At 35.5% G+C, this 26,980-nt stretch carries 25 protein-coding genes; 8 read left to right on the forward strand and 17 right to left on the reverse strand.

What is annotated here, in order from left to right:
• Window positions 1-186 precede the first annotated feature (186 nt).
• Window positions 187-1,812: a hypothetical protein gene (locus V7Z48_RS10545; RefSeq protein WP_334113416.1), complete on the reverse strand. Its 1,626-nt coding sequence runs from the start codon at window positions 1,810-1,812 to the stop codon at window positions 187-189.
• Between the two features lie 536 nt (window positions 1,813-2,348).
• On the opposite strand from V7Z48_RS10545, the gene V7Z48_RS10550 reads away from it, so the two are divergent.
• Complete coding sequence (locus V7Z48_RS10550; RefSeq protein WP_334113417.1) at window positions 2,349-2,681, forward strand: single-stranded DNA-binding protein; 333 nt, start codon at window positions 2,349-2,351, stop codon at window positions 2,679-2,681.
• Between the two features lie 168 nt (window positions 2,682-2,849).
• Here the strand turns inward: V7Z48_RS10550 and V7Z48_RS10555 are convergent, their stop codons facing one another.
• The 12 genes from V7Z48_RS10555 to V7Z48_RS10610 form a co-directional block, all read right to left on the reverse strand.
• Window positions 2,850-3,338, reverse strand: a complete 489-nt coding sequence (locus V7Z48_RS10555; RefSeq protein ID WP_334113418.1) for a transposase — start codon at window positions 3,336-3,338, stop codon at window positions 2,850-2,852.
• A 424-nt stretch (window positions 3,339-3,762) separates the two neighbouring features.
• Window positions 3,763-4,140 carry a hypothetical protein gene (locus tag V7Z48_RS10560; protein ID WP_334113419.1) on the reverse strand — a complete coding sequence of 126 codons (378 nt, stop codon included), beginning with the start codon at window positions 4,138-4,140 and terminating at the stop codon, window positions 3,763-3,765.
• Between the two features lie 74 nt (window positions 4,141-4,214).
• Window positions 4,215-6,122 (reverse strand): acetate--CoA ligase, encoded by a 1,908-nt coding sequence (gene acs, locus V7Z48_RS10565; RefSeq protein WP_334113420.1) that lies wholly within the window; start codon window positions 6,120-6,122, stop codon window positions 4,215-4,217.
• Window positions 6,115-8,028 carry an acetate--CoA ligase gene (locus tag V7Z48_RS10570; RefSeq protein WP_334113421.1) on the reverse strand — a complete coding sequence of 638 codons (1,914 nt, stop codon included), beginning with the start codon at window positions 8,026-8,028 and terminating at the stop codon, window positions 6,115-6,117. The genes acs and V7Z48_RS10570 overlap by 8 nt, the downstream gene beginning before the upstream one ends.
• 50 nt (window positions 8,029-8,078) lie before the next feature.
• Window positions 8,079-8,444, reverse strand: coding sequence for a response regulator transcription factor (locus V7Z48_RS10575; RefSeq protein WP_334113422.1), 366 nt, complete (start codon window positions 8,442-8,444; stop codon window positions 8,079-8,081).
• 106 nt (window positions 8,445-8,550) lie between these two features.
• Entirely contained in the window at window positions 8,551-11,244 is a 2,694-nt protein-coding gene (locus V7Z48_RS10580) for a sensor histidine kinase (protein ID WP_334113423.1), read from the reverse strand.
• Complete coding sequence (locus tag V7Z48_RS10585) at window positions 11,237-11,431, reverse strand: hypothetical protein (protein ID WP_334113424.1); 195 nt, start codon at window positions 11,429-11,431, stop codon at window positions 11,237-11,239. The genes V7Z48_RS10580 and V7Z48_RS10585 overlap by 8 nt, the downstream gene beginning before the upstream one ends.
• A gap of 74 nt (window positions 11,432-11,505) precedes the next feature.
• Window positions 11,506-13,218: a sodium:solute symporter family protein gene (locus tag V7Z48_RS10590; protein ID WP_334113425.1), complete on the reverse strand. Its 1,713-nt coding sequence runs from the start codon at window positions 13,216-13,218 to the stop codon at window positions 11,506-11,508.
• 22 nt (window positions 13,219-13,240) lie between these two features.
• A complete protein-coding gene (locus tag V7Z48_RS10595; RefSeq protein ID WP_334113426.1) occupies window positions 13,241-13,501 on the reverse strand; it encodes a DUF4212 domain-containing protein in 261 nt (86 codons plus the stop codon).
• A 20-nt stretch (window positions 13,502-13,521) separates the two neighbouring features.
• Window positions 13,522-14,895: a porin gene (locus V7Z48_RS10600; protein ID WP_334113427.1), complete on the reverse strand. Its 1,374-nt coding sequence runs from the start codon at window positions 14,893-14,895 to the stop codon at window positions 13,522-13,524.
• Between the two features lie 92 nt (window positions 14,896-14,987).
• Window positions 14,988-15,407 carry a transposase-like zinc-binding domain-containing protein gene (locus tag V7Z48_RS10605; protein ID WP_334113428.1) on the reverse strand — a complete coding sequence of 140 codons (420 nt, stop codon included), beginning with the start codon at window positions 15,405-15,407 and terminating at the stop codon, window positions 14,988-14,990.
• Between the two features lie 83 nt (window positions 15,408-15,490).
• Window positions 15,491-16,876, reverse strand: coding sequence for an alanine/glycine:cation symporter family protein (locus V7Z48_RS10610; RefSeq protein WP_334113429.1), 1,386 nt, complete (start codon window positions 16,874-16,876; stop codon window positions 15,491-15,493).
• A 100-nt stretch (window positions 16,877-16,976) separates the two neighbouring features.
• Between V7Z48_RS10610 and V7Z48_RS10615 the strand changes: the two genes are divergently transcribed.
• The gene (locus V7Z48_RS10615; RefSeq protein ID WP_334113430.1) at window positions 16,977-18,080 is read left to right on the forward strand and encodes a heparan-alpha-glucosaminide N-acetyltransferase domain-containing protein; all 1,104 of its coding nucleotides are present in this window, start codon (window positions 16,977-16,979) and stop codon (window positions 18,078-18,080) included.
• On the opposite strand, the gene V7Z48_RS10620 is transcribed toward V7Z48_RS10615, so the two are convergent.
• Together V7Z48_RS10620 and V7Z48_RS10625 are read right to left on the reverse strand one after the other, a co-directional pair.
• Window positions 18,077-19,042, reverse strand: coding sequence for a phosphoribosylaminoimidazolesuccinocarboxamide synthase (locus V7Z48_RS10620; RefSeq protein WP_334113431.1), 966 nt, complete (start codon window positions 19,040-19,042; stop codon window positions 18,077-18,079). The genes V7Z48_RS10615 and V7Z48_RS10620 overlap by 4 nt on opposite strands.
• A gap of 49 nt (window positions 19,043-19,091) precedes the next feature.
• Entirely contained in the window at window positions 19,092-20,045 is a 954-nt protein-coding gene (locus V7Z48_RS10625) for a PhoH family protein (RefSeq protein WP_334113432.1), read from the reverse strand.
• A 207-nt stretch (window positions 20,046-20,252) separates the two neighbouring features.
• Between V7Z48_RS10625 and V7Z48_RS10630 the strand changes: the two genes are divergently transcribed.
• The 6 genes from V7Z48_RS10630 to dnaN all read left to right on the forward strand — a co-directional run bounded on the left by V7Z48_RS10630 (window position 20,253) and on the right by dnaN (window position 25,575).
• On the forward strand, window positions 20,253-21,086 hold the full coding sequence (locus V7Z48_RS10630) for an SAM hydrolase/SAM-dependent halogenase family protein (RefSeq protein ID WP_334113433.1): 834 nt from the start codon (window positions 20,253-20,255) through the stop codon (window positions 21,084-21,086).
• A 46-nt stretch (window positions 21,087-21,132) separates the two neighbouring features.
• Entirely contained in the window at window positions 21,133-21,426 is a 294-nt protein-coding gene (locus tag V7Z48_RS10635; protein WP_334113434.1) for a putative quinol monooxygenase, read from the forward strand.
• Window positions 21,427-21,451: 25 nt separating this feature from the next.
• Window positions 21,452-22,174 carry a gliding motility-associated ABC transporter permease subunit GldF gene (gene gldF, locus V7Z48_RS10640; RefSeq protein ID WP_334113435.1) on the forward strand — a complete coding sequence of 241 codons (723 nt, stop codon included), beginning with the start codon at window positions 21,452-21,454 and terminating at the stop codon, window positions 22,172-22,174.
• 1 nt (window position 22,175) lies between these two features.
• On the forward strand, window positions 22,176-22,667 hold the full coding sequence (locus V7Z48_RS10645) for a hypothetical protein (RefSeq protein ID WP_334113436.1): 492 nt from the start codon (window positions 22,176-22,178) through the stop codon (window positions 22,665-22,667).
• Window positions 22,654-24,324, forward strand: a complete 1,671-nt coding sequence (gldG, locus tag V7Z48_RS10650; RefSeq protein WP_334113437.1) for a gliding motility-associated ABC transporter substrate-binding protein GldG — start codon at window positions 22,654-22,656, stop codon at window positions 24,322-24,324. Before V7Z48_RS10645 ends, gldG begins: the two co-directional genes overlap by 14 nt.
• Window positions 24,325-24,456: 132 nt before the next feature.
• Complete coding sequence (gene dnaN / locus V7Z48_RS10655) at window positions 24,457-25,575, forward strand: DNA polymerase III subunit beta (protein WP_334113439.1); 1,119 nt, start codon at window positions 24,457-24,459, stop codon at window positions 25,573-25,575.
• 68 nt (window positions 25,576-25,643) lie between these two features.
• Here the strand turns inward: dnaN and V7Z48_RS10660 are convergent, their stop codons facing one another.
• Window positions 25,644-26,006 carry a DUF4870 domain-containing protein gene (locus V7Z48_RS10660; RefSeq protein WP_334113440.1) on the reverse strand — a complete coding sequence of 121 codons (363 nt, stop codon included), beginning with the start codon at window positions 26,004-26,006 and terminating at the stop codon, window positions 25,644-25,646.
• A 55-nt stretch (window positions 26,007-26,061) separates the two neighbouring features.
• Window positions 26,062-26,980, reverse strand: a 919-nt coding sequence (locus V7Z48_RS10665) for a T9SS type A sorting domain-containing protein (RefSeq protein ID WP_334113441.1), incomplete at its 5' end; no start/stop codon positions are given.

Raw genomic sequence — 26,980 nt, forward strand, 5'->3', positions numbered from 1 at the left:
CGTGCCAAATACCATTTCCAAAAAGTTTAAGCCACCAAACATATGTATTTAGGGTTAGGAGATTTATAGTTTCTACTCATGTATGCTTTCTTTCAAAAATAATGAAAATCTATCTATTTTCTGTAAACCACGCGAAAGGATTCGCGCGGCAGCTGGGGGCCAACTTCACCTAGCTTGGCGAATAACTTAGTTTTTTATTTTCGGGAGAATGATTAAATAATTTACTTTTAAAGCTCTAACTTCGCTGTAAATGTCATTTACACCATGTTTAGGGTTTATACTTTTAAAAGCGCTTTCTATTTTTTTATTTGCTATAGACTCTTGTAGTGCTTGAAATTGTTCTAATTCTTGCAGTTGTAGATTTTGTAATTCAATAAGTGCTTTTTCTGTATCTTCTTCTGCCATTAGCACTACTTTTAAAAGTATATATAAGTTTTTAGCTTTGTCATTTAATGGGTTTTGAATCATATGATCTATTAATTCTATAGTTTCATTATTGTTAAAAACTAGTTTTTTAGAATTATAATTAACTTTATATCGAAAATAGATTCTGCTAATATTGAATATTAATTCGTTGTTATTTTGTGCGATTTCACCCAATAAGTCATCTATTAATTTATGGTTCGGTTTTCTTTTTGAGATCTCATTTTCAATTCTTAGTAAAAGGTTTAATTCGTGATAGCTTTGTTCAAATAGTTTGTCTTCATAGGTTTCAAGAATACTTTGGGCCTTTTTCAAATCTTTAGAAGCATAAAGCATGCTTTGGTAGAGTTTAAGCCTTATCCAATAATCATAACGATTTTCAAAATATATTAATGCCTGATTGGTTAATTTTTCCTTTGCTTTAAAATCTGTCAACGCGTCTAATGTATATAAATAAAAATGTACTATATTTATTGAGCCTGTTTCATTATTTATAATTTTTTCAAAAGCTGAATCATCCATCTGCAGCGCTTTTTCAAAATATTCTATTGCTGTGTTTTCATCACCTCTACGGCTATTTAAGAAAGCCGTTGCAATATGCATTGCTTTGTAATTATCATTATTTAGAGCCACAGAATGTTTAATTAATTTTTCTGCCAACTGGTAATTTTGATCATTAATGGCTCCATAAATCATGATAAGCCATGTTTGTATGTCTAAACCGAATGTTTTGATATCTCCATTTGTAGACTTATAATAGATAACATCTTCGTATTTATTTATAATACTTATTAAACGTTGATTATCAGAATTTTTACTAAGATATGATATCAACCTAACAAAGACATCGTGTTTGAACCCGCTTATAGAAACAAATTCATAACTTACCGAAAACAATTCAATAAAATGGTTATAAGTAGTATCATAATCGCCATTTAAATAAAAGAGAAAAGCAACATAAAAATCTTTTATGTTTTGGTCTTCAATAAGAGGGATTATTCTGTTATTTAATGTCGAAACATCATTTTTTAATGAATATGCAGCAGCGCAGTCATCAACTAAGATGTTTTGATTTGCAAATAAGTAGTCGTCATCTAGTTTATTACAATAATTTGTAATAAAATCGTAATCTATTGAAAAGTAAATTTGGAGTAATAAAGCGACTAACTTTGGATGATATGGGGCTTTGGATAAAGCTATTTCCATATCTTCTAAAAATACTGAATAAGAGGTGTAGTGGCCACTATCGTACATTTCAATAAAATTATTAACTAATACTTCTTGTTCTTGGTTAAAATCTAATTTTTGAGACCAACCCAAAAGCGGGAAAACAAATAATATTAATATTAATTTTTTCATTTGACAGATAATTTTTAAATCAGCTTTCATTTAATTAAGAATATGAAACTAATTTTTATGCTAGGTTATAAAATATAATAAAACTATGGATTATTAATAAATAATAGTTGGTAGCTTGGAACAAAACTGAACCCAGATAGCACGGATTGCAAATCCGTGCCAAATACCATTTCCAAAAAGTTTAAACCACCAAACACATGTATTTAGGGTTAGGAGATTTATAGTTTCTACTCATGTATGCTTTCTTTCAAAAATAGTGAAAATTTCTCTGTTTGCTATAAACCACGCGAAAGGATTCGCGAGTTAGCAGGGGTTCAATCTTTTTATAAAAGAAATTCTAGTTAGTTCAACAAAACACAAATTCTTTTAAATATAAACTGAAGTTATCAAACATAAATTATCAACAATAAAAACGTTTACAAACGACTACAAACGCTAACAAACGAAAGCAAATATGTAATAACCGAATAAAATATGCAGGCCGTTACATCTTTGCATCGTTGAATGAAACCAACGGGTTGAAACAACATCATGTATTAACTGTTTAATCATTAAATTTTATTATTATGAACGCACTTAGAAACAAAGTACAGTTGATTGGAAGATTAGGACAAGATCCTGAAATCGTAAATCTTGAAAGTGGAAAGAAATTAGCAAAATTCTCTTTGGCCACCAATGAAAACTACACCAACGCAAAAGGTGAAAAAGTAGAAAACACCCAATGGCACTATGTGGTTGCTTGGGGGAAAACTGCAGAGATTATTGAAAAATACGTCAATAAAGGTCAGGAAGTTGCCGTAGAAGGCAAACTCACTACTCGTGACTGGGAAGATAAAGACGGCAACAAACGCTACATTACTGAAGTGGTTTGCAACGAGTTGTTAATGCTTTCCAAATAGCACAAATAATAAGTTACAAATTCCAAATTCCAAATTCCAAACAGGCTTCATCGTTTGGAATTTGGTGCTTGGATTTTGGAGAATAATTTTAAAACATTTGTTATTCTCCCCCCGCTACCGCACGATTGCATCGTGTGGTGCCAACACTCTATTAATACTTTTATTCTTTTAACTAAAATACTGAAAAACAATAACATTATCTAGTAATCCTTTTTTGTCTGTATAATCTGCTGCACTACTGTAAATATAATCTTCTGGATGATAGACTAAACCGGCGTCTACAGGATTATTATGTACATAACTTATTTTTTCGTGAATTACTTTATTGCTCCATAATTCAATAGGTTTGTTGTCGTGTCTCCAAAATTGGAATTTATTGACATTTGAAGACATGTCAACAGCTTTTTTAAACTGTTCCAATAAAAATTCTTTTCTACTTTCTTTTGGATTATCTTGTATTGCGTTCACTATTTTCTTACTAGTAAAACGCTTAAAATCTCCTAACAAACTTGAGGGATGCAAATCATTAATACTCCTAAAAACTAAATGAACATGGTTGGTCATTATGCACCAAGCAAAAATCTCCATTCCTTTATGTTTTTGGCAATAAGACAAACTTTCAACAAGTATGTCTTTATACTCATTTCTGGTAAACACCTGTCTGCCGACAGGCAGGCATCAAGCCACTCTACGACTGCACTTGAGCGAAGCGGTTGCACGAATACCAAAAAAACAAATAAAAAAGCATGAGTAAAACTCACGAAATATAATCCGTCTGGATTATGAAATTTATAATTCCTGCTCATATCATAAAATTATTTATTTTTTGGATAACAGAAAGTAAAGTAAATTCAAATATCCACAATTTTGCGTGGCACACACGATGCAATCGTGCGGCAGCGAGGGTTTTAAAGGATTGATGCTTTTAGGCTACCAAATGAAGACAATTAGGATTTGCTTATGTTATTCGCACGGATTGCAATCTTAAATCCGAGCTAACGGTTATACCGTACAAAGTGGCACGGATTGCAAATCCGCGCTATCGAGCTAGGTTATCTAGTGAGCGTATTACAATATTTTACTAAGCCACCAAATGCACATACTTAGGATCTGCCAAAACCAAAAAAGCCAGATACATCAATAATGGAATTACTGTCAACAAAATGAGAAATACCTTAAATATTTTCTTTAAAACGGGGATGGTTTTTATTTTGAGAATATGATTTAAAAACTCTAAAAACAATAAAATAGCATTCACTATAGCCAAATAAATAAGCAAATCTAAAGCTATAACTGGTATGACATTCAGCATTAAAGGATCAAAAAAGAAACTGGTGAATTTTTGAAAACCTAAGAACACAATCAGTACTATTATCATTAAAACCCCCATTGCAATCACCAATTTAGAGGTTAATCTGCGGAGTCGTCTCCAATAGCTAATTTTAGATGAATTGTTCATATCAAACAAATTAAGGGTAAATATACTGCATCTGCGGTATTTAACCCTTAATTATAAAGCTATTTTGTTTGAAATTACAGTGCGTTGTCCATAATCTCCTGCACCACTTCCGGGTTCAGCAATGTGCTGGTATCTCCTAAATTATCGGTTTCTTTACAAGCTATTTTTCGCAAAATACGTCGCATAATTTTACCGCTTCGGGTTTTTGGCAAACCTGAGGTAAATTGAATTTTATCCAATTTAGCAATGGGTCCGATATGTTCTGTAATCACCTGATTAATTTCTTTTCTTAAATTGTCTTGGTCTCTACTTTCGCCTGTTTCCTTCAAGGTTACATATCCATAAAGCGCGAAACCTTTCACATCATGCGGGAACCCAACGATAGCGGATTCAGCAACCGCTGGATGCTCGTTAACAGCATCTTCGATTGGCGCAGTTCCCAGATTATGACCAGACACAATAATGACATCGTCTACTCTACCGGTAATTCGGTAATAGCCAACTTCGTCACGTAAGGCTCCATCTCCGGTAAAATACATGTTTTCAAAAGCTGAAAAATAAGTGTCTTTATAACGTTGGTGATTGCCCCAAATGGTACGCGCAATGGAAGGCCATGGGAATTTAATACATAATCTTCCATCTACTTGATTACCTGTTATTTCATTGCCTTGCTCGTCTAATAGTGCCGGCTGAATCCCTATAAACGGCAAAGTAGCATAGGTTGGTTTGGTGGGTGTTGCAAATGGAATGGGCGTAATCATAATGCCGCCGGTTTCGGTTTGCCACCAAGTATCTACAATAGGACTTTTCTTTTTACCAACGTTATCGTTATACCAATGCCAAGCTTCTTCGTTGATGGGTTCACCCACCGTTCCCAGAACTTTTAAGGAAGATAAATCATGTTTTTCTACGAATTCTACACCTTGTTTTGCCAAAGCTCTAATGGCAGTTGGTGCGGTGTAAAACTGATTGACTTTATGTTTTTCAACTATTTCCCAAAATCGTCCAAAATCGGGATAACTAGGTACGCCTTCAAACATTACTGTGGTGGCGCCATTGGCTAACGGACCGTAAACAATGTAACTATGGCCGGTAATCCAGCCAATATCGGCGGTGCACCAATACACATCATCTTCCTTATACTGAAATACATTTTTAAAAGTATATGCCGTGTAAACCATATAACCTGCCGTGGTGTGCAGCATACCCTTGGGCATGCCAGTGCTACCAGAAGTGTACAAAATAAACAAGGGGTCTTCGGCATCCATAATTTCAATATCGCAATAAACATCAGCGTTGTCTAATAAAGGTTGAATCCAAAAATCTCTACCGTCTTTCATCTGAATTTCGCAGTTTGTGCGATTCACCACTAAAACTGAATGAACGCCCGGACTAGATTTTAAGGCATCGTCAACAATACCTTTTAAGTCGATGCTTTTATCGCCACGATATGAACCATCGGAAGTAATCACCATTTTGGCATCGCAATCATTAATTCTAGTAGATAAAGCCGTTGCCGAAAAGCCCGCAAACACCACCGAATGGATAGCACCTATTCTGGCGCAAGCCAAAACAGAAACTGCCAATTCCGGAATCATAGGTAAATAAATACAGACACGGTCGCCTTTGCCGATACCTTTACTTTTTAAAACATTGGCGAATTTGCAAACGCGCTCGTGTAATTCTTTATAAGTAATATGCAAGGCTGGTTCATTTGGATTATTAGGTTCAAATAAAATAGCTGTTTTATTGGCGCGGGTGGTTAAATGGCGGTCAATACAATTTTCGGTGATGTTGAGTTTGGCACCTTCAAACCATTTGATTTCAGGTTTTTTAAAATCCCAACTCAATACCTTATCCCATTTTTTTCGCCAAAGGAAATGCTCTTCAGCTACTTCTTCCCAGAACAAATCTGGATTTCTTACCGATTTGCGATAAACTTGATAATATTCTTCTAAGTGTTTGATATGATAATTACTCATGATTGGATATGTTTTTATGAATTCCTATTTGTTCTTGTTTGTATACTGATTTGATTTCATCAACAATAGCGATGTCATCGATGGTTGATGGAATATTGTATTCTAAATCGTCGGCTATTTGACGTAATAATTTCCGAAGAATTTTCCCTGAGCGTGTTTTTGGCAATCTTTGAACCACCAGCACTACGCGAAGTGCCGCCACTGCACCAATTTCCTTTCTTACCAAATCAACAATTTGCTTGCTAATGTCTTGATTTGTTGAAGTCAATTCAGATTTTAAAACCACCAAAGCCAGTGGCTTCTGACCTTTTAAGTCGCAATGAACACCAAAAACAGCACATTCGGCTACATTGGGGTGTGAAGCTACTACTTCTTCCATTTCGGCGGTGGAGAGTCTGTGGCCAGCCACATTAATGACATCATCCACCCTACCTGTGATAAAGATATAACCATCTTCGTCTTTATAACCACCATCACCCGAAAAATAATAACCGGGAAATTTATTGAGATAGCCTGCCTTAAACCGCTCTGGATTTCCCCATAAATTGCTCAATGTTCCCGGAGGCAAGGGTAATTTAACCGCGACATAACCTTCTACGCCGGCTTCAACTTCTTCACCTAATTCATTTAAAATAGCAATATTATAACCACATACCGGAACTGTTGCCGAACCAGGTTTTACCGGCATTAATTCCAATCCCACCATATTGGCAAGCATGGGCCAGCCAGATTCGGTTTGCCACCAATGGTCAATCACCGGAATATTGAGATGTTGCTGTGTCCAGCAAAGCGTAGCCGCATCGCAACGTTCGCCCGCTAAAAACTGATATTTTAAAGATGACATGTCGAATGATTTGATAAATTCACCATCAGGATCTTCTTTTTTAATAGCTCTAATGGCCGTTGGTGCCGTGAACATGACCTTGACTTTATGTTCTGAAATCACGCGCCAAAAGGTTGAAGCGTCCGGCGTTTTGATGGGTTTTCCTTCAAATAAAATTGTGGTATTTCGGTTTATTAAAGGTGCGTAAACTATATAACTATGACCTACAACCCAACCCACATCACTGGCTGCCCAAAAGACGTCGCCAGCTTCAACATTATAAACATATTTCATTGAAAATTTAAGCGCCACGGCATAGCCACCAGAATCTCTTATGATGCCTTTAGGCTTGCCAGTAGTTCCAGATGTGTACAAAATATAAAGCGGATGCGTGGATGACACAACCACAGGACTGGCAGGTTTCGACCGACTTATCAATTCATTATAATCTACATCTACTGGTTGTAATTGCACATCTTTTAAAAATCCACGTTGGTAAACCACCACACAATCGGGTTTATGTTGGGCCATTTTAACGGCACTATCTACAAAAGGTTTATAGGGAATAATTTTATCAACCTCAATGCCACTGGTGGCTGTTAAAATCAGTTTAGGTTTACAATCGTCTATTCTTATCGCCAATTCGTGCGGTGCAAAACCACCAAACACCACCGAATGAATAACGCCCAATCGCGCACAAGCCAACATCGAGAAAACTGCTTGCGGTATCATGGGCATATAAATAATGGCATTATCGCCTTTTTCTAGCCCAAGCGATTGGAGTCCGCCAGCTAATAGTTCTACTTCTTTTTTGAGTTGGTTGTAGGTGATATATGTTTTAGTATTGGTTACCGGCGAATCGTAAATTATGGCATTCTGTTCGCCAAAGCCGTCTTCAATATGCTTGTCTATGCACAAATAACTGAGATTAAGTTCTCCATCTTCAAACCAATTGTGATAGTTATGCTCGTCTCTTCCCAATGCTTTGGTTGGCGCTTTGTTCCAAGCCAATTGACTGGCCTGTTGCATCCAAAAAGTCTCCGGATTCTGAATGCTTTCGGTATAAAGTTGTTGGTAATTCATTTGTTTTATGTAATACTGTGATTTAAGTTGAATGGTTGTGGTTTTAATATTTACTCTAAAAGATCCTGAATTTCAGCTACAACTCTTTTTACTGAAAATGGCTTAGTGAGGTATTTATCAGCACCCAAGGCCAATCCTTTTTCCATATCGGAGGCTCGGTTTTTGGCTGTTAAAAAAATCACTTTGGTGTGAGATAAAGTATCCTTGCTTTTAATGTATTCTAGTGTTTGATAGCCATCAATATTGGGCATCATAATGTCTAGCAAAACGGCATCGGGCGTGTAAGTATCTAAAATTTGAATAGCTTCACTACCATCTCTGGCGATAAATACTTCAAAATCTAACTTTTTAAAAGTGTACTCAAGTGTCATCACAATGTTGGGTTCGTCGTCTACAATTAAAATGCTCTTTTTCATGTGTTTATATTAATTTAATTTTAACGGTCACATGTAACACCTGAATAATCATTGTCTTGTTTATGAATGCTATTCTCATGGGTGTTTCATTGATTTCATTTATATATTATTTTACAAAAGGCAAGGTAAAACTGAAGGTTGTTCCTCTTTTTGCGTTGTTTTCAACCCATATTTTACCACCGTGATTGTCTATGATTTGTTTTGAAATGGCTAGCCCCAACCCACTGCCTTGTGGCTTTTTAGTGTTTTGATTTTTTGACTGGTAAAACTTATCAAACACATAAGGCAAATCTTCTTTGGGGATGCCTTTTCCGTTATCGCTTACTTGTACTTCTAAATAACCATTATCATATTTATATTGCACATAAATATTACCCTTACCAGACTCTGTGAATTTTAAAGCGTTCGAAATTAAATTAGTGAGGACTTGTAAAATGCGGTCTTCGTCGTATTTCAAATAGTAATCACTTTTATTGGTGCTCCAAAGTTTGATGTTTTTGTTAGCTGCCAATTGGGTTAAACTATCAAATGCTTTTGTAATGGTCTCTCTAATATTATGTCTGCCAAGATTGAGGTCTGACCTGCCTGTAGAAAGTTTTTCAAAATCTAATATATTGTGAATGAGTCTTGACAAGCGGTCTGAATCGTTCAACATATTCTCCAAAAATCGCTGTCTTAATTCTTTAGGCATGTCATCGTCGTCATCTAATAAAACTTCGGTGGCGGCCCTGATACCGGTGATTGGCGTTTTCAATTCATGGGCTACGGTATCTAGAAATTCGTCTTTTTGTTGGTCTTTTTGAACTAGTTCTTGGTTGGCTAATTTCAGCTGATTGCTAATTTGTAATAACTCGGTAGATTTATCTTTTAGCAATTTATTATTAGCGATGGTTTCTTTAGATTCTTCTAAAATTTTAAGCACTTCAACCAAGCTCACCTCTTCTTCTTTAACCACACTGGCTATTAATATTTTAGCTGAAGCGCTACCGATACTTCCTGTGAGGAGTTTTTCCGAAAAATTAATGAGTCTCGCATCGGCCATTTGGGTGTCATGAGGTAAATCGTATTTGGTGAAAAATATGCGCAATGCTCTTTCGGTGCGTTCATCACCTAAGAACTTTTGTAACACATTTTTGATGTCGGCTACATAGGCTTCGCCTTTCCAAACCAATGCATTATCTTGAAGTTTACTGTAATTTCTGCTGTCCACAAACATTTCGGCGTAGTTGCGCTCACGGTAATTTCCTTTGGAAGTTAATGACAACACGAGGTAACAAAACACATTTACCACCATACTCCAGAAAAAAGCGTGTGCAGGTATACTCAAGTAATCAACGCCTAAAAAAGCATGCGGTTTCAAATAGCTCAAACCAAATAAACCTTCATTCACAAAAGAACTTGAACCTGCAACAGCTTCTAAACTAAATGGAATAATTAGCGTATAAAAACTTACTGCCAATCCGCTCAAAATACCAATGACAGCCGCTTTTGATGAGCCGCGGTTCCAAAATAATCCGATAAAAAAAGATGGTGCTAATTGCGCAATAATAACAAATGCAATTAAACCAATAGAATATAAGGATGAATAAAACGACAGGTTCACGTAAAACACATAAGCCAAAATAATGATGAAAAATATGGAAATACGTCTGATATTTTTGATATATCTGGCGTTGCGTTCGGGATGATTTAATAAGAATTTATCCAGAAAACCATAGGGAATAATCAGGTTGTTACTTACCATAGTTGACAATGCCAATGTAGACACCACTACCATTGAAATCACTGCCGAAAAACCTCCTAAAAACACCAAAAGCGCCAAAAAGTTATTCCCGTTTTGAAGTGGTAATAAAAGCGCGTAATATTCGGCTACATCAGGATTTCCAATAGATAGATTTCCAGCCCATGCAATGTATATTACAAATATATTGAATAATAATAAATACAACGGAAACATCCAAATAGCATGCTTTAAATGCTTTTCTCGCACATTTTCAACCACAGAAATTTGAAATTGTCGCGGTAATAAAAACACAGCCATAAACGATAATAATATGGTGTAAAGCCAGCTAAAACCATTTTCAAAACCATTAAAACTGTAGAGTGATTTAAAGTTTTCAGTTTGGCTCATTTGATCATATATATCGGTGGTACCGTTAAATAAGACATAAGTCACGTAGATGCCAATAATTAAAAAGAAAACCAATTTTAAAACCGATTCAAATGCTACTGAAACAACAATGCCTTTGTGCTTCTCGGAAGCATCGGTTGTTTGGGTTCCGAAAAAGGCAGCGAAAACGGCCAATAAAACCGCTATATAGAAAGTAGAATCGTCAAAAATTGAAGTGGCAACATAAGTGTTTTCGGCTGATAAAATTTGAAAGGTTTCAGAGACTGCTTTTAGTTGCAATGAAATATAAGGCACAATTCCCAACAAACACAACACTGTTACCAAGGCACCTAAAAATCGATTGTTGCCGTATCTAAGCGAAATGAAATCGGCAATTGAGCTAATTTTATGCTGTTTTGAAATTCGGATGATTTTTCTGAGAATCACAATCCATAATGGAGCAGCTATCACTGGACCGAGATAAATTGGTAGAAAATCAATTCCTGAATTAGCAGCAATTCCAACACTACCATAATAAGTCCAAGCTGTGCAAAAAACCGCCAACGACAAGGTATAAACCACCGAATTGTTAACCCATTTACTTTTGGCGTATTTCTCGGCTATAAAAGCAATGAAAAACAACAATGCTAGGTAAATAATAATGATGCCAATTAAAAAGTAGTTACTCATAATGTCTGTTTAAAATGATATATGAGATAACGATGGCCAATAACCAAATAATGAAAATAAAGGCGTACAACACCGGGATACCAAAAATAGCGGCGTCTATATCAAAAATATAAATCATAGGAATATTAAACGCTACTAAGAGCGCTATTGCCAAAATAACCAGTTTTTGTTCGTGTCGCTTTTTCAATTTTCCAGACCTGTCTTTAAAAATAAGAAAAAAAACAGCATCGCATAAAGCGATACTGTTTTTAAAATTTGATATTAATGATCTTGTGCTTCTCCAGCACCAGAAGGGATTCTGATGTTTTCTACAATTTCCTGAACGTGCTCAGGTGGTTCCTTTGTGAATGACTTCACTGTTAATGCTACCGCAAAATTAACAAGCATGGCAATAGAGCCAAAACCTTCGGGTGAGATGCCAAACCACCAGCTATCTTTCAGTCCGTCAACAGCCGCTTTTCCACCGTCAAATATTCCGAATTTAAACTTTAGCATATAAAACAACATCACCAATAAGCCCACAATCATCCCAGCAATAGCGCCTTCTTTATTCATCTTCTTATAAAAAATACCCAAAATTATAGCGGGGAAAAAGGACGCGGCTGCCAAACCAAAAGCCAATGCAACCACGGCTGCCACAAATCCCGGCGGATTGATACCAAAGTAGCCAGCAATAACAACCGCTACAGTAGCTGAAATTCTTGCAGCCCACAATTCACCTTTTTCAGAAATATCGGGCTTGATCATTTTCTTGATTAAATCGTGTGAAACCGATGAGGAAATTACTAATAATAAACCAGCAGCCGTCGATAAAGCCGCGGCCAAACCACCAGCAGCCAATAAGGCAATAACCCAGCTCGGTAAATTGGCAATTTCAGGATTGGCAAGCACCATGATATCATTATCAATGGTAAGTTCGTTAGTAGCTTTATCGGCCACATATTGAATTTTGCCATCGCCATTTTTATCATCAAAAACTAGCAATCCAGTTTCTTCCCATTTTGAAAACCACTCTGGCATATTGGCGTATTCTTCGTTGCTTACTGTTTCAATTAAATTAGTTCTTGCAAATACAGCAATAGCAGGTGCCGTTGTGTAAAGGATGGCAATAAATAGCAAAGCTAATCCAGCTGATTTTCGTGCATCTTTCACCCTTTTAACTGTAAAAAATCTAACGATTACGTGTGGCAATCCGGCCGTTCCGACCATCAAAGCTAAGGTGATGGCCACCACATCAATAATAGATTTGGTGCCGCTTGTATATTCGGCAAAGCCAAGCTCTGTCGATAATCCGTTTAATTTATCTAATAAATAAGTACCTGAACCATCGGCTAAAGTATCTCCCATTCCTAATTGTGGGATTGGATTTCCCGTCATTTGGATAGATATAAAAATAGCAGGTACCATAAATGCGAAAATTAGCACACAATATTGTGCCACCTGGGTATAGGTAATGCCTTTCATTCCGCCTAAAACGGCGTAAAATAAAACAATGACCATTCCAATAATAACACCTGTATTGATGTCAACTTCTAGAAATCTTGAAAACACTACGCCTACACCACGCATTTGTCCTGCCACGTAAGTAAACGAAACAATCAGCGCACAAATAACTGCTACAGACCTAGCAGTGTCTGAATAATACCGGTCTCCAATAAAATCGGGAACGGTAAATTTTCCAAATTTCCTTAAATACGGTGCTAATAAAAGTGCCAAAAGCACATAACCGCCGGTCCAACCCATGAGGTAGACTGTCCCGTCATAACCCATGAATGATATGAGTCCAGCCATTGAAATAAAAGATGCCGCGCTCATCCAATCGGCTGCTGTAGCCATACCATTAGCCAATGGCGAAACGCCTCCACCAGCAACATAAAATTCTTTTGTAGAGCCTGCTCGGCTCCAAATAGCGATACCTATATAAATGGTAAAAGTAATACCAACTATAATATATGTCCAGGTTTGTACTGTCATTTTTTTAAGTTTTAGTGGTTAGTTATTCGTTGAAGCCAAATTTTTTATCCAGCTTATTCATAAGTCTCACATAAACAAAAATGAGAATGACAAATACGTAGATGGAGCCCTGATGTGCAAACCAGAATCCTAAAGGAAAACCGCCAATTTTAATAGCGTTAAGTGCATCTTTAAAAAAGATACCAGCACCGTAAGAAACGGCAAACCAAATGGACAGCAATATCACCAGATATTTTAGGTTTTGCTTCCAATAGGCAGTAGCGTGTTTTTGTTTTTCAGACATAATAATGAATTGATTAGTGGTTATAAAAATATTTGAAGTTGAAGTATGAATTCACCTTTAGATGTTTTGTCATTGTTACTCAAAACCAAAGGCCTTGAAGAGTATTGAGTAGTAATTTTAGCGTGATGACCATCGATAAAAAAGTTGGCGCCAATATCAAAATTGCTTAAACCCGTGTCGAGTGCTTCAAAATCTTTATATGTATAAGCTGCAAAAGGCTGAATGCGTAGTTTAGGTTTTTCGGCTTGATGTGGCAGTAAGATGCCCGCCTGGGTGTAGAAAATTTGTCCTGTACCAATGGTTGGTTGCGCATTTCCAGGGCCGGCAAGTGCTCTATTTCCGGCGAAACTAGGATCGTTGACACCAATATTCATGATACCAATATTTCTCAGGTAATTAGGTCCGAAATCATAACTGTAAAAAGCACCATAAGCGGTGATGGCCATTTTATTTTCTTTAAGACCAATGGGCATATCTAAAAACACATCGCCAGCAAATAAATTGATGTTATGATTTTCCACAATATTATTGACAGAAGAACGAGTTGAATTTGGTGCGCTGTAGAAACCAGCACCAATATTGAAAACTTTTTTGGTACCAAGATATGTTCCCACTTTAAAAGGTAGAAAATTTGATTCGCTATCAAGAAATTGATATTCAACATACCCAGCAGTAGACCATTGGGGATTACCATTATTATCCACAGCTCTAGCCTCTAGGTTTGTTGCAGCATCAAGAGGTTGTAAGTTTGTGGCATATGGCTTATTAACGCTAAACCGGTATTCAATTTTATCGTATTTACCTTTTGCAAATAAACCAACTTGACGCGCAAACTGATCGGAGTTTTCAATAAGTGGCCAGTTAAAAATGGGTGCGTCAATGGCCAAAAAATTAAGCGTAGAACCCATGGTCATCCTTGATAAACCCATATAATAATGTAGTCCTGCCCCTACCGTTAAACTAAACTTTTTTTCAGCCTGCGGCAGAATAACCGCATATTCATTCCAGGCATCATGAAAGAACAATCCAGGTTTTTTTCCAGCACCATTTCCACCGGTACCGCCGCCACCTGCAATGCCGCCGTTTATAAAAGATTGATTATTGATCCCTACATGAGTTAAAATCATATAGCGCGGTGTGATTTGAGCGTAAGCCAAAATACGCAACCTTCGGTTTCCAATATCGGTGGTACTACTTGTTGGCTCATCTGAAACCATGGTACCTGGATTCATTTCAGTTGAACGCATCCAGATTTGATTCCACAAAATAAAACGGAGGTTTTTGGAGCCGTCTTCGTTTAAATTAATTTTTAAACCGCTACCGTAGTCCATTGAACCCTGAGCCAAAGAAAACGATGAAATAAAAAGACAAAAAGTAATAAAAATGATTCTCATGTAAATAAAACTTGTTGGTTAGGATACCACCAAATTGATTATTTTAAATGATGAGAAAAAATATAGTATATATTTTTGTTAAATAGTTATAGTTAGTTCTTAAAACGTTCCCATTTAATAAGCATAAATTTATCACCAAGTTCAGTAACCAAGGTACCTGCGCCCGATAAATTAGATTTTTGAGAAAAGTATTTAGACAGCTCTTCGTGATTAAGGATTTTATAAGTTGGATGGTAATTGGTATTCTGAGGTCTTTTGATATTATACTTTTTCACCCAATTTAAAACAGACACATGAGAAATGCCTAGGATACGTTCAATCTCTCTGTAAGTCAGGCCTTCTAAATACAATTGTAAAGCTTTATTAACATAATAATTATCAATAGACTTACCTAACTTATTAACGGTAAAAAAGTAGCTACAATCTTTACATTTATAGCGCTGCCTGTCGTTAATAATACCGCTCTTAACATACCGTTCAGAACTGCAATTGGGACATTGTTCAATTATCATATATATAAATTTAGCATAAATATATTAATTTAGCGATATACATACAAATTCAATAGTATTGTTTGATAAAATTTTAATTGTTATTAAACAATTTTATTTCTTTTTGAATATAATTTAAAATAATGTTTAGCGGCTTTTAAAACCTTTGGAGAGAGAATAATAGTCACAATCATGGTGGGAATAGCCATCAATGCGAAAAAACTATCAATCAAGTTTATCATCATAGCCAAAGAAGTTGTAGCGCCAACCGCAATACTTATTATATATATGTAATTGTAATAATGTTTGTTTTCAGCTCCAAATAGAAAAGACATGCATTTTGAACCATAGTACGCATACGAAAACAAGGATGAAACACTAAAAACTAAAATACAAACTAAGAGTATATATTTTCCAATACCTGGCATTGCTGAAGTAAAAGCATTGGCTGTTAAACTCACGCCATTCGCATCGGAGGTTTGCCAAACATCTGTCACTAAAATAGCTAAAGCTGTTAATGTACAGACTATAATGGTATCGATAAATGGACCCAGCATCGCTACCAAACCTTCCCTAATTGGTTCGTTTGTTTTGGCGGCACCATGGGCCATTGGTGCTGTTCCAATTCCAGCTTCATTTGAAAAGGCACCGCGACGAATTCCCAATAGTATTAATCCACCTAAAGTTCCACCCAAAAATGCATCACCCTTAAAAAATGAGGCTTTAAAAGCATCTGTGAAAATTAACTTTAAATAATACGGAACGACTTCATAATTTGAAATTAGAATAACCATGACCGCCAAAAAATACATAACCACCATGGCTGGAACCAATTTTGAGGCCGTTTTGCTAATACGTTCTATACCTCCTAGAATCACAATAGCTGTGAGTGCAATTAATACCAAACCAATTATAATATTGGACATGAAATTCACATCGACACCTGTCGGAATTAACAATATATCGTTGACTGCCTGCGTAAGTTGGTTCACATTAAAAACTGGTAAAGCACCAACAAGTCCACAGATACTAAAAAATACTGCTAAGGGTTTCCACTTTTTACCAAGACCTTCCACAATCATATACATAGGCCCACCTTGAAGTTGATTTTTACTATCTCTACCACGATACATAACCGACAAGGAACAAGTGAAAAACTTAGTCGCCATACCAACAATAGCACTCACCCACATCCAGAAAATGGCACCTGGTCCGCCTATTGCTATGGCCACAGCGACGCCAGCAATATTACCCATTCCGACTGTTGCCGAAAGTGCAGTTGTTAAAGCTTGAAAATGACTTATTTCGCCTGGGTCGTTGGAATTATCAAACTTTCCGCGTAAAACCGCAACGGCATGTTTAAAATATTTAAATGGTAAAAACCGTGAAATTATTAAAAAATAACTCCCACCACCTATTAACAAAATTAACAAGGGTAGACCCCAAATGTAACCAGCTAAGTTTTCTAAAAAAGCATCTATCGATTGCAAGAACTCAAATTTAATTCACGTAAAAATAACATATCGATTTCAACATTGTATGTAAAATTAAATAATATCTGTTAACTTCGCCTTGTAAAACGACCAACTTTTGCAAACCACACGACTCTATTTTATTGATGCCGTAAGAGCATTCGCTATTCTCATGATGCTGCAAGGCCATTTTATTGATGCGCTTCTCGAAATTAAATTCAGGAGTACGGAATATGCCGCATTTAATATTTGGTCTTATTTTAGGGGCATTACTGCACCTACCTTCTTTACAATATCTGGTCTGATTTTTACTTATTTACTCATCAAAGCCAAACAAAAAGGTGAAGAATTATTCCGAATTAAAAAAGGCTTAATTAGAGGTGTTATGTTAATTGGTATTGGTTATTTATTACGAATACCAATACTTCAATGGTTTGAAGGTAAGTTTGATAACTACTGGTTAGTGGTTGACGTATTGCAATGCATTGGGTTGTCATTAATTATGATTATTATTTTGTATTTAATTTCGTTCAAAAAAACACTTATATTCTCGATAATCATGCTATCTCTTGGCGTGGTTATATTTTTAACGGAGCCGTTATACAGAAACATTGATTTAAGTCACTTGCCTGTTTTTATGGAAAACTATATGAGTAAGGCAAATCGCTCTGTTTTTACCATATTACCTTGGTTTGGTTATATGGCATTTGGAGCATTTATTTCCACTCTGTTTTATCGCTATTTAGACAGAAATCAATTTAAACCAAGTTTAATAGTTGGATTTCTAATTACCGGCTTTGTGTTGATTAAATACTCATCTCTTTTACTTTATGAACTTTCTTTAATTACTGATATTGAATTATTTAATAGAAGTGCCAGTTATAATTATTTGTTCACTAGATTAGGGGATGTACTGATTCTTTTCGCCATATTTTTCCTGCTTGAAAAATATTTAAAGCATTTTCTCATTTTGAAAATTGGTCAGAAAACCTTGTCCATTTACGTTATTCATTTTATTATAATTTATGGAAGTTTTACCGGCTTAGGACTGAGTCAAATTATAGGAAAAAATTTACAACCTATTGAGGCCGTTATTGGCGCCATTTTGTTTTTAACAATTGTTTGTATTATTGCACTTGGATGGGTTAAAACCAACGCTTATTTGTATGCTAGACTGCTAAAACTGGTGAATAATCTAAAAGTGAAATTAAATATTTCTTAAGACTTTCTATTTTGGCTTAAATACTTAAGTACATTGTTATAAATTCTCTCGTGAATATTATTTAAATCAGCTTTAATAAAATTTTCTCCTGTTATATTTTCGTAGAGTTCAATATAACGATTACTGATTTCTGAAATATAAGCATCAGTCATTTCGGGTAACTTTTGCCCTTCTAAACCTTGAAATCCATTAGAAATAAGCCATTGTCTAACAAATTCTTTAGACAATTGTTTTTGTACTTCTCCACTATCTTGGCGTTCTTGATAACCTTCAGCATAAAAATAGCGAGACGAATCAGGAGTGTGAATTTCATCAATTAACACAATTTTTCCATCCTTGGTTTTACCGAATTCATATTTAGTATCGACCAAAATCAAACCGCGACTTGCGGCAATCTCGCTTCCTCGTTGGAAAAGTTTTCGAGTATAAGATTCTAAAATTAAATAATCCTCTTCTGAAACAATACTGCGTCGCAAAATGTCTTCACGCGAAATATCTTCATCATGCGCACCCATTTCTGCCTTTGTGGCTGGCGTTATGATTGGCTCTGGAAACTTATCGTTTTCTTTTAAACCTCCTGGCATTGCAACACCACAAATCATACGTTTTCCAGCTTTGTACTCTCTAGCTGCATGACCTGATAAATAACCTCTGATTACCATTTCAACCTTAAAAGGCTCGCATAAATGACCAATGGCAACATTAGGGTCTGGTGTAGCAATTAGCCAGTTTGGAACCAAGTCTTCCGTGGCTTTCATCATTTTGGTAGCAATTTGATTGAGGATTTGTCCTTTGTAGGGAATTCCTTTTGGCATCACCACGTCAAAAGCACTGAGACGATCGGTGGCAACCATAACCAGTAAATTATTACCAATTGTGTAAACCTCACGTACCTTTCCGTGATAAACGCTTGACTGATCTGGAAATTCGAAATTTGTAGATGTTATGGCTTGAGAAGACATTCTGATTTAATTAATCTAAAATATTGCAAATTGAATTTAATAAAACGACCTACTCTCTGTTTTCAATGTTTTTGTAAGCCATAATGATTTGTTTCACCAACTTGTGACGAATCACATCTTTATCATCTAAAAACACCATACCAACACCTTCTACATCTTTCAAAATCAGCAAGGCTTCTTTTAAACCCGAAATAGTACGTTGCGGTAAATCAACTTGTCCGGGATCACCTGTCAAAAGAAATTTTGCATTTTTACCCATACGGGTTAAAAACATTTTCATCTGGTTGTGTGTGGTATTCTGGCCTTCGTCTAAGATTACAAAAGCATTATCTAAAGTTCGTCCGCGCATAAAAGCGAGCGGTGCAATTTGAATCACGCCATTTTCGATAAATTGGGCCAATTTTTCAGCAGGAATCATATCGCGTAACGCATCGTATAATGGCTGCATGTATGGGTCTAATTTTTCTTTTAAATCACCAGGTAAAAATCCTAAATTTTCTCCTGCTTCTACAGCTGGTCTGGTGAGAATTATACGTTTTACTTCTTTGTTTTTTAGTGCTCTAACAGCCAAGGCCACGCCCGTGTAGGTTTTGCCTGTTCCAGCCGGACCAATGGCAAATACCATATCGTTTTTGCGCATGGTTTCAACCAATTTTCGCTGATTGGCCGTTTGCGCTTTGATAATTTTTCCACCAATTCCGTGAACAATAACTTCACCTCCTTGATCGGAACTTGACAAATCAGAATTACTTTCGCTGGTTAAAACACGTTCAATTGCGTTCTCGTCTAAACGGTTGTATTTCCCAAAATGGGTCATGAGCATGGTCATGCGCTTGTCAAACTCTTCTAACTGCTCTTCTTCGCCAAAAGCTTTTATTTTATTGCCTCTGGCAACGATTTTCAGTTTAGGGAAATACTTTTTTAAGACTTCAATATTGACATTTTGGGCACCGAAGAATTCTTTTGGAGAGATTTCTTCTAATTCTAAAATAAGTTCGTTCAAAAGCGATGTGTATTTAGTAAAATAATCTGTTTTGTTTTATTAGTTTTGTGCTTCACACTGGATGGGCCTTTTTAGTAGACCTTTACAAATCTAAACGAAAATAATTAGAGTTAGGCAATAAGCCCAGACGATTTTAAAATTAGTTTTTAACAGCAAATAAAATCTAAATTTAAGAGTTATTTAAACTGAACTATCAAGTAATAATTTATGGCAATCATCACCCTTACAACTGACTTTGGCGAAAAAGACTATTTTGCAGGAGCTGTTAAAGGTGCTATTTATAGCGAATTGCCGGAAGTTAAAATTGTTGATATCTCACATTCGATTTCGCCTTTTAGCATACCTGAAGCCGCCTACATTATAAGAAATGCCTACGGTAGTTTTCCTAAAGGGACGATTCACATTATTGGTATTGATTCTGAATTAAATCCAGAAAACAAACATATAGCTGTAAAGTTGGACGATCACTACTTCATTTGTGCTAATAATGGTATTATGAGTATGATTTGCCAGGAAATTGCACCTGAAAAAATTGTAGAAATCAACATTCACGACAAAATTGAAAGTAGCTTTCCTGTTTTAGACGTTTTCGTTAAAGTTGCTTGTCATATTGCCCGAGGCGGAACGCTAGAGGTGATAGGAAAAATAATTAATCACATCAAACCAATCATCAACATTATTCCGCAAGTCAATTATGACAACACACAAATTATAGGAAATGTTATCTATATAGACAATTATGGCAATGTGGTTTCTAATATAAAACAGAAGTTTTTTACGGAAGTTCAAAAAGGTCGTGCTTATACAATTCACGCGCGTAACCATAAATTCAACATCGTTTATAAAAAATATAGCGATATTGTAAATTTTGAAATCCCTGAAGAACGACGCCAAGATGAAGGACGTGGCATGGTGGTTTTTAACGCCTCAAGTTATTTGGAAATTGCCATTTATAAAAGTAACGGTAATACTGTAGGAAGCGCTTCAACCTTGATGGGCTTAAAACCTATGGATACTGTAACAGTGAATTTTATAGATTAGTCAAGCTAATTTCAAAGAATATTATTAGAATAGAACCAATTATAAAATGTTAGTAAGAATTGTAAAAATGAGCTTTGAACCTTCAAAAATTGATGAATTTCTCAATAATTTTGAAGAAAATAAAAGTGCCATCAGAGATTTTAAAGGTTGCGAATTGCTGGAGCTTTACAACGACCAAAACCAACCAGAAATTTATTTCACTTATAGCTATTGGCAATCTGCTTCACATTTGGAAAGTTATAGAAAATCCGAGCTTTTTAATAAAGTCTGGGCTAAGACTAAACCCCTATTTAACAAAAAGCCTGAGGCCTGGAGTGTGACCAAAATATTTAGTCGTTAATTGTAATGTTTATCAAATAAAATAGATGATTGCCATTTTAAAAAAAGAAATTAACTCATTTTTCGCCTCACCTATTGGCTATTTGGTTATTGCCATTTTTCTACTGATTAACAGCCTCTTCTTGTTTCTTTTCAAGGGTGAATTTAATATTTTAGATAACGGGTTTGCCGATTTATCAACGTTTTTTCTTCTATCACCATGGATTTTTATGTTTTTAGTACCTGCCATCACTATGCGAAGTTTTTCTGAAGAATTAAAACAAGGCACGATCGAACTTTTACTAACCAAACCAATTTCTACCTTCCAAATTGTAATGGGTAAATTTTTAGGTGCTTTAATCCTTATTGTTATGGCACTAATTCCTACTGTCTTATTTGTAATAAATATTTGGCAACTAGGTAATCCTATCGGAAACCTAGATACTGGGGCAGTTGCAGGGTCGTATATCGGACTTTTATTTTTGGCTGCTGCATTTACAGCAATCGGGTTACTGGCTTCTACCCTATCACAAAATCAAATTGTGGCGTTTATTGTAGCCGTATTTTTATGTTTTATTATGTTTTACGGGTTTGATGGTCTTGCCGGTTTAGGATTAACTGGCGTTCTTTTCAACCTTGAAACTTTAGGACTTAACTATCACTACAACAGTATGAGCCGCGGTGTTTTAGACACCAGAAATCTAATTTATTTTGCAAGCGTTGCCGTACTTTTTATACTACTCACGAAACTTAAATTAAACCGAAATTAATATGATTATTACCCCAATGTTAGTAATATTTATGTGCTTAGTATTTGTACTTGTATTTCTATTTATTCGCACGATTGATAAACGCAAATGGCTGAATATTTTGGTTAGTTTGGTATTAACGCCCGTAGTGTATTTTTACATGCTATATCCATTTTTAAATATTGTAAGTTCATTTCATCACGAAAAATATTTTAGTGCAGAAAAATGGGCCAAAAAACCAGGTTTGCGTTACGAAATGATCAACCATATCGTGAGTGACAGTGTTTTTATCGGTAAAACAAAAGCTGAAACCGAAGCGCTTTTAGGGACTTACGAATGGTTGAGTTGGGATGATAACCTCAAACAGCACGACGATAATAAATGGAATTATGGATTAGGACTAGTGCCCGGCGCTTTCAACGAAACAAAAGAATGCGTAACGTTTATTTTTGAAGATGATCGCATTGTTGATTTAGAGCGTTTTACCGAAGATATTGTATATGAAGATGAATAAGTCTACTGTTAAATCGTTTATTCTTTGGATAGCTATTATATTGATAGTAAATCTGCTTTCACAGTCATTTTACAAACGATTCGATTTAACTAAAGACAAACGTTATACCCTTTCAAAAGCAGCACTACAAACCATAGACAGTGTAGATACACCGTTGGTAATTGATGTGTTTTTGGAAGGTGATTTTCCGTCAGAATTTAAACGATTACGGTTAGAAACTAAGCAAATACTTGAAGAATTTCAAGTTTATAATTCGAATATAAAATTCAATTTTATTAATCCAACAGAAGATGAATCTCGAAAAGAGGCCATCGTTTCACAACTTACCGACCGTGGTTTAGAACCGTTTCAACTCAATGTAAGAGAAAGTGGTAAAACCTCTCAAACGCTTATATTTCCTTGGGCTTTGGCGAGCTACAACGATTATAGTGTGAAAATTCCATTGATAAAAAATCGTGTTGGCGATACGCAGCAGGAAATGGTAAATAACTCGGTGCAACACCTAGAATATGCTTTTGCCGATGGTTTTAAAAAATTAACTAATACCAAATTAAAAAAAATAGCCATTTTAAAAGGAAACGGTCAGCTAGATGATATTTATGTAGCCGATTTTTTAACTAGCATCAAAGGCAATTATTCAATTGCGCCATTTACTTTAGATAAGGTAGAAACGCAACCACTAGAAACATTAGATCAACTTTCGAAGTTTGATTTAATCATTTCAGCCAAACCCAATGAAATCTTTACTGAGGAAGAAAAATTTGTGCTAGACCAATACACCATGCGTGGTGGTAAGAGTATATGGCTAACTGAGGCGATAGTGATGGACAGAGATAGTCTCTACACCGAATCTGGCAGTGCCGTTGCGATTATGAAAGACCTCAATCTTAACGATTTTTTCTTTAAATACGGGGTTCGTATCAACCCAAATATGGTGCTGGATTTATATTCTTCACCCATTCCGTTAGCGGTTGGTGATGGCGATAATACGCAAATTTTGCCAATTTCATGGCAATATTCACCACTTGCAGGAAGTAATCCTGAACATCCAATCACAACCAATTTAAATCTTGTTAAATTCGATTTTGCGAGTCAGATTGATACACTTAAAAACAATGTTCAAAAAACGGTATTATTACGAAGTTCACCTTTATCAAAATTACAAGGTGTTCCTAAACTTGTAAGTTTGGATGATATTACTCAAGATCCTGACAAGTCAACCTTTAACAATGGTTCTCAAACGCTTGCTGTTCTTTTAGAAGGAAATTTCACTTCAGTTTATAATAACCGTATCAAACCTTTTGAGTTATCTAATGTTAAAAACGAAAGTGTTGCTACCCAAATGATTGTTATTTCTGATGGTGACGTTATAAAAAATGATGTATTGCGAAACCAGCCACAAAATTTAGGTTTTGATCGTGCTAGTAACCAACCTATTGGCAACAAAGAGTTTTTAATAAATGCAGTAAATTACCTATTACAAGACGATAAGCTTTTAAATATCAGAACCAAAGAAATTGCCATTGCCTTTTTAGATGTAGAGCGAATTGCACCAGAAAAAACAAAATGGCAAGCCATAAATATTGTATTGCCATTGTTAATTTTAGGGCTTTTCGGAATACTGTTTAATTACATAAGAAAGCGCAAATACAGCTAAAAAATAGAAGTTTTAAGTTCAGGAAATTCCGCAACAACTGTGTTAATTTGTTAATAAGTTTCTTTTAAAAACCAACAGTATTAAGATATATTTGTAAAACTTATAGAAATTAGATTAAACTAAATAATATACATGAAATTCATCGTATCGAGCACCTATTTATTAAAGCAATTACAGGTTTTGGGAGGCGTCATAAATACCTCAAATACATTACCTATTCTTGATAATTTTTTGTTTGAATTAAAAGATTCAAAATTAACAGTTTCAGCAAGCGACCTAGAAACTACAATGTCTTCAACTTTAAATGTTGAAAGCGATAGCGATGGAAGCATTGCTTTACCTGCAAGAATTTTGTTAGACACACTTAAAACATTTCCAGAACAGCCATTAACTTTTGTTGTAGAAGAAAACCATACAGTTGAAATTAGTTCCAATCATGGTAAATATGCTGTGGCCTATGCCGAAGGTGCAGAATTTCCTAAATCAGTTGAACTGGAAGACCCGAGTAAAACTACCATTTTAGGCGATGTTTTAGCAACAGCCATCAGTAAAACAATTTTTGCAGCTGGTAACGATGATTTACGCCCCGTAATGAGTGGTGTATTTTTTCAGTTTTCTACTGAAGGCTTGACCTTCGTTGCAACCGATGCCCATAAACTGGTGAAATATAGTAGAAGCGATATTTCTGCTAGTCAAGTTGCTGAATTCATCATGCCAAAAAAACCTTTAAATCTTTTAAAAGGGATTTTAGCAGGAAGTGAAGACGAGGTTTTAATTGAATACAATGAATCTAATGCGAAATTTACCTTTAATAATTCGCACCTGGTATGCAGATTGATTGATGGAAAATATCCTAATTACGAAGCTGTGATTCCAAAGGAAAACCCAAATAAATTATTAATAGATAGATCTCAATTTTTAAGTTCTGTACGACGTGTGAGTATTTTTTCTAACAAAACTACACATCAAATCCGATTGAAAATTGCTGGGGCAGAATTAAATATTTCAGCTGAAGATATTGACTTCAGCAACAAAGCTGAAGAACGTTTAAGCTGTGATTACCAAGGTGATGATATGCAAATCGGCTTTAATTCTCGTTTTTTAACAGAGATGATCAATAATCTTAGCTCCGATAATGTTCAATTAGAAATGAGTCTACCAAACCGCGCAGGCATCTTAACACCTGCCGATGGATTAGACGAAGGAGAAATCGTAACGATGCTTGTAATGCCAGTGATGCTAAACAATTAAAAGTATTAATTTCTTGATAATAAAAAAGCCTGCTAGTTGCAGGCTTTTTTATTGAATTTGAAGTTAACTTATCGAATGAATCGAATGCTTAAAGGATAAGTTGGCTGCTCCCCGTTACTTGATTTAATGGCATTAATTATAGGGAATATAAATGCAAAAATTCCTAACACAATAAGTCCTAGAATACCCAGACCCAATAGTAAAATCAAAGGAATACAAATGATCACATATACAATTAAACTCAACTGAAAATTAACAATTTCCTTACCGTGTTCGTCCATTCCATCAACCTTATCTTTCTGGGTTAGCCAAAGTATTAATGGCACAACCAATCCACCAAATCCGGTAATATAGGTGAGCAATTGGGATAGATGCGTAATAACCAATAACTGATTATCAACTCGTTTTAAAGTGTGGTAGTTTGATTCCATAGTATAATTGATTTATAACTATATGACTACTTTAATTAAAAAATGTTACAGAATTTCATTTAACTATGAGTCTTTTTACCAAAGTTTTATTGTCTGTCTCAATCCTTATAAGGTACAAGCCAGCTTCGACATCAATTAGAATATTTTCGTCGTTTAGTACTTGTTTTTTTAAAATCTGTTGTCCAGTAACTTTGAAAATAGATACTGAAGCTTGATCATTTATCCCAATGATTTTAAAATATTTTTCGGTTGGATTGGGATAAGTGGAAACACTTTGAGTTTCTTCATCTAAAACATTCAGTGTTGGTTCTATGGTGAAATTTGCTGATAATATAGTATTATTTCCGCACGTATCTTGAAGTTTGAATGTTACTTCTATGGTTTCTCCGCATAAAATAAAACCACTACTATTATGACCTATCGTTACCGTTCCACAATTGTCTACACCCGAAAAGCTATTGAGCCAATCATTGAATTGGGAAAAAATAGTTCCGCTACATTGAATAGTTGCACTTGTAGGTGGATTAACCCAAGTCGGAGCCGTGTTATCAACTACTGTGATGGTTTGCATGTGAACAGTTTCGTTACCACATTCGTCGGTAGCTGTCCAAGTTCTTGCTAAAGTGTATTCACCAAGACAAGCACCAGCATTTTCAACTTCGTTAAAAGTAACTGACGCAGTTCCACAGTTATCCGAGGCCGTGTAAGTTTCTGCCGTTGGAATCGCATCACATTCAACAGTTATATCTGCTGGTAACACTTCAACGAAAGTTGGCGCAGTATTATCAACTACTGTGATGGTTTGCATGTGAACAGTTTCGTTACCACATTCGTCGGTAGCTGTCCAAGTTCTTACTAAAGTGTATTCTCCAAGACAAGTTCCTGCGTTTTCAACTTCACTAAAAGTAACTGACGCAGTTCCACAGTTATCAATAGCTGTTAAGGTTTCAGCAGTTGGGATGGCATCGCATTCC

The organism is Paucihalobacter sp., from assembly GCF_036825875.1.
GTDB lineage: Bacteria > Bacteroidota > Bacteroidia > Flavobacteriales > Flavobacteriaceae > Paucihalobacter.

What these genes read in the sequence shown, in the direction of transcription:
- V7Z48_RS10545 (WP_334113416.1), bottom strand. Translation starts at nt 1,812, where the DNA reads ATGAAAGCTGATTTAAAAATTATCTGTCAAATGAAAAAATTAATATTA.
- V7Z48_RS10600 (WP_334113427.1), bottom strand. Translation starts at nt 14,895, where the DNA reads ATGAGAATCATTTTTATTACTTTTTGTCTTTTTATTTCATCGTTTTCT.
- V7Z48_RS10645 (WP_334113436.1), top strand. Translation starts at nt 22,176, where the DNA reads ATGATTATTACCCCAATGTTAGTAATATTTATGTGCTTAGTATTTGTA.
- V7Z48_RS10580 (WP_334113423.1), bottom strand. Translation starts at nt 11,244, where the DNA reads ATGAGTAACTACTTTTTAATTGGCATCATTATTATTTACCTAGCATTG.
- V7Z48_RS10575 (WP_334113422.1), bottom strand. Translation starts at nt 8,444, where the DNA reads ATGAAAAAGAGCATTTTAATTGTAGACGACGAACCCAACATTGTGATG.
- V7Z48_RS10660 (WP_334113440.1), bottom strand. Translation starts at nt 26,006, where the DNA reads ATGGAATCAAACTACCACACTTTAAAACGAGTTGATAATCAGTTATTG.
- gldF (WP_334113435.1), top strand. Translation starts at nt 21,452, where the DNA reads ATGATTGCCATTTTAAAAAAAGAAATTAACTCATTTTTCGCCTCACCT.
- V7Z48_RS10550 (WP_334113417.1), top strand. Translation starts at nt 2,349, where the DNA reads ATGAACGCACTTAGAAACAAAGTACAGTTGATTGGAAGATTAGGACAA.
- V7Z48_RS10620 (WP_334113431.1), bottom strand. Translation starts at nt 19,042, where the DNA reads ATGTCTTCTCAAGCCATAACATCTACAAATTTCGAATTTCCAGATCAG.
- V7Z48_RS10630 (WP_334113433.1), top strand. Translation starts at nt 20,253, where the DNA reads ATGGCAATCATCACCCTTACAACTGACTTTGGCGAAAAAGACTATTTT.
- V7Z48_RS10635 (WP_334113434.1), top strand. Translation starts at nt 21,133, where the DNA reads ATGTTAGTAAGAATTGTAAAAATGAGCTTTGAACCTTCAAAAATTGAT.
- V7Z48_RS10590 (WP_334113425.1), bottom strand. Translation starts at nt 13,218, where the DNA reads ATGACAGTACAAACCTGGACATATATTATAGTTGGTATTACTTTTACC.
- dnaN (WP_334113439.1), top strand. Translation starts at nt 24,457, where the DNA reads ATGAAATTCATCGTATCGAGCACCTATTTATTAAAGCAATTACAGGTT.
- V7Z48_RS10570 (WP_334113421.1), bottom strand. Translation starts at nt 8,028, where the DNA reads ATGAATTACCAACAACTTTATACCGAAAGCATTCAGAATCCGGAGACT.
- V7Z48_RS10560 (WP_334113419.1), bottom strand. Translation starts at nt 4,140, where the DNA reads ATGAACAATTCATCTAAAATTAGCTATTGGAGACGACTCCGCAGATTA.
- V7Z48_RS10595 (WP_334113426.1), bottom strand. Translation starts at nt 13,501, where the DNA reads ATGTCTGAAAAACAAAAACACGCTACTGCCTATTGGAAGCAAAACCTA.
- gldG (WP_334113437.1), top strand. Translation starts at nt 22,654, where the DNA reads ATGAAGATGAATAAGTCTACTGTTAAATCGTTTATTCTTTGGATAGCT.
- acs (WP_334113420.1), bottom strand. Translation starts at nt 6,122, where the DNA reads ATGAGTAATTATCATATCAAACACTTAGAAGAATATTATCAAGTTTAT.
- V7Z48_RS10605 (WP_334113428.1), bottom strand. Translation starts at nt 15,407, where the DNA reads ATGATAATTGAACAATGTCCCAATTGCAGTTCTGAACGGTATGTTAAG.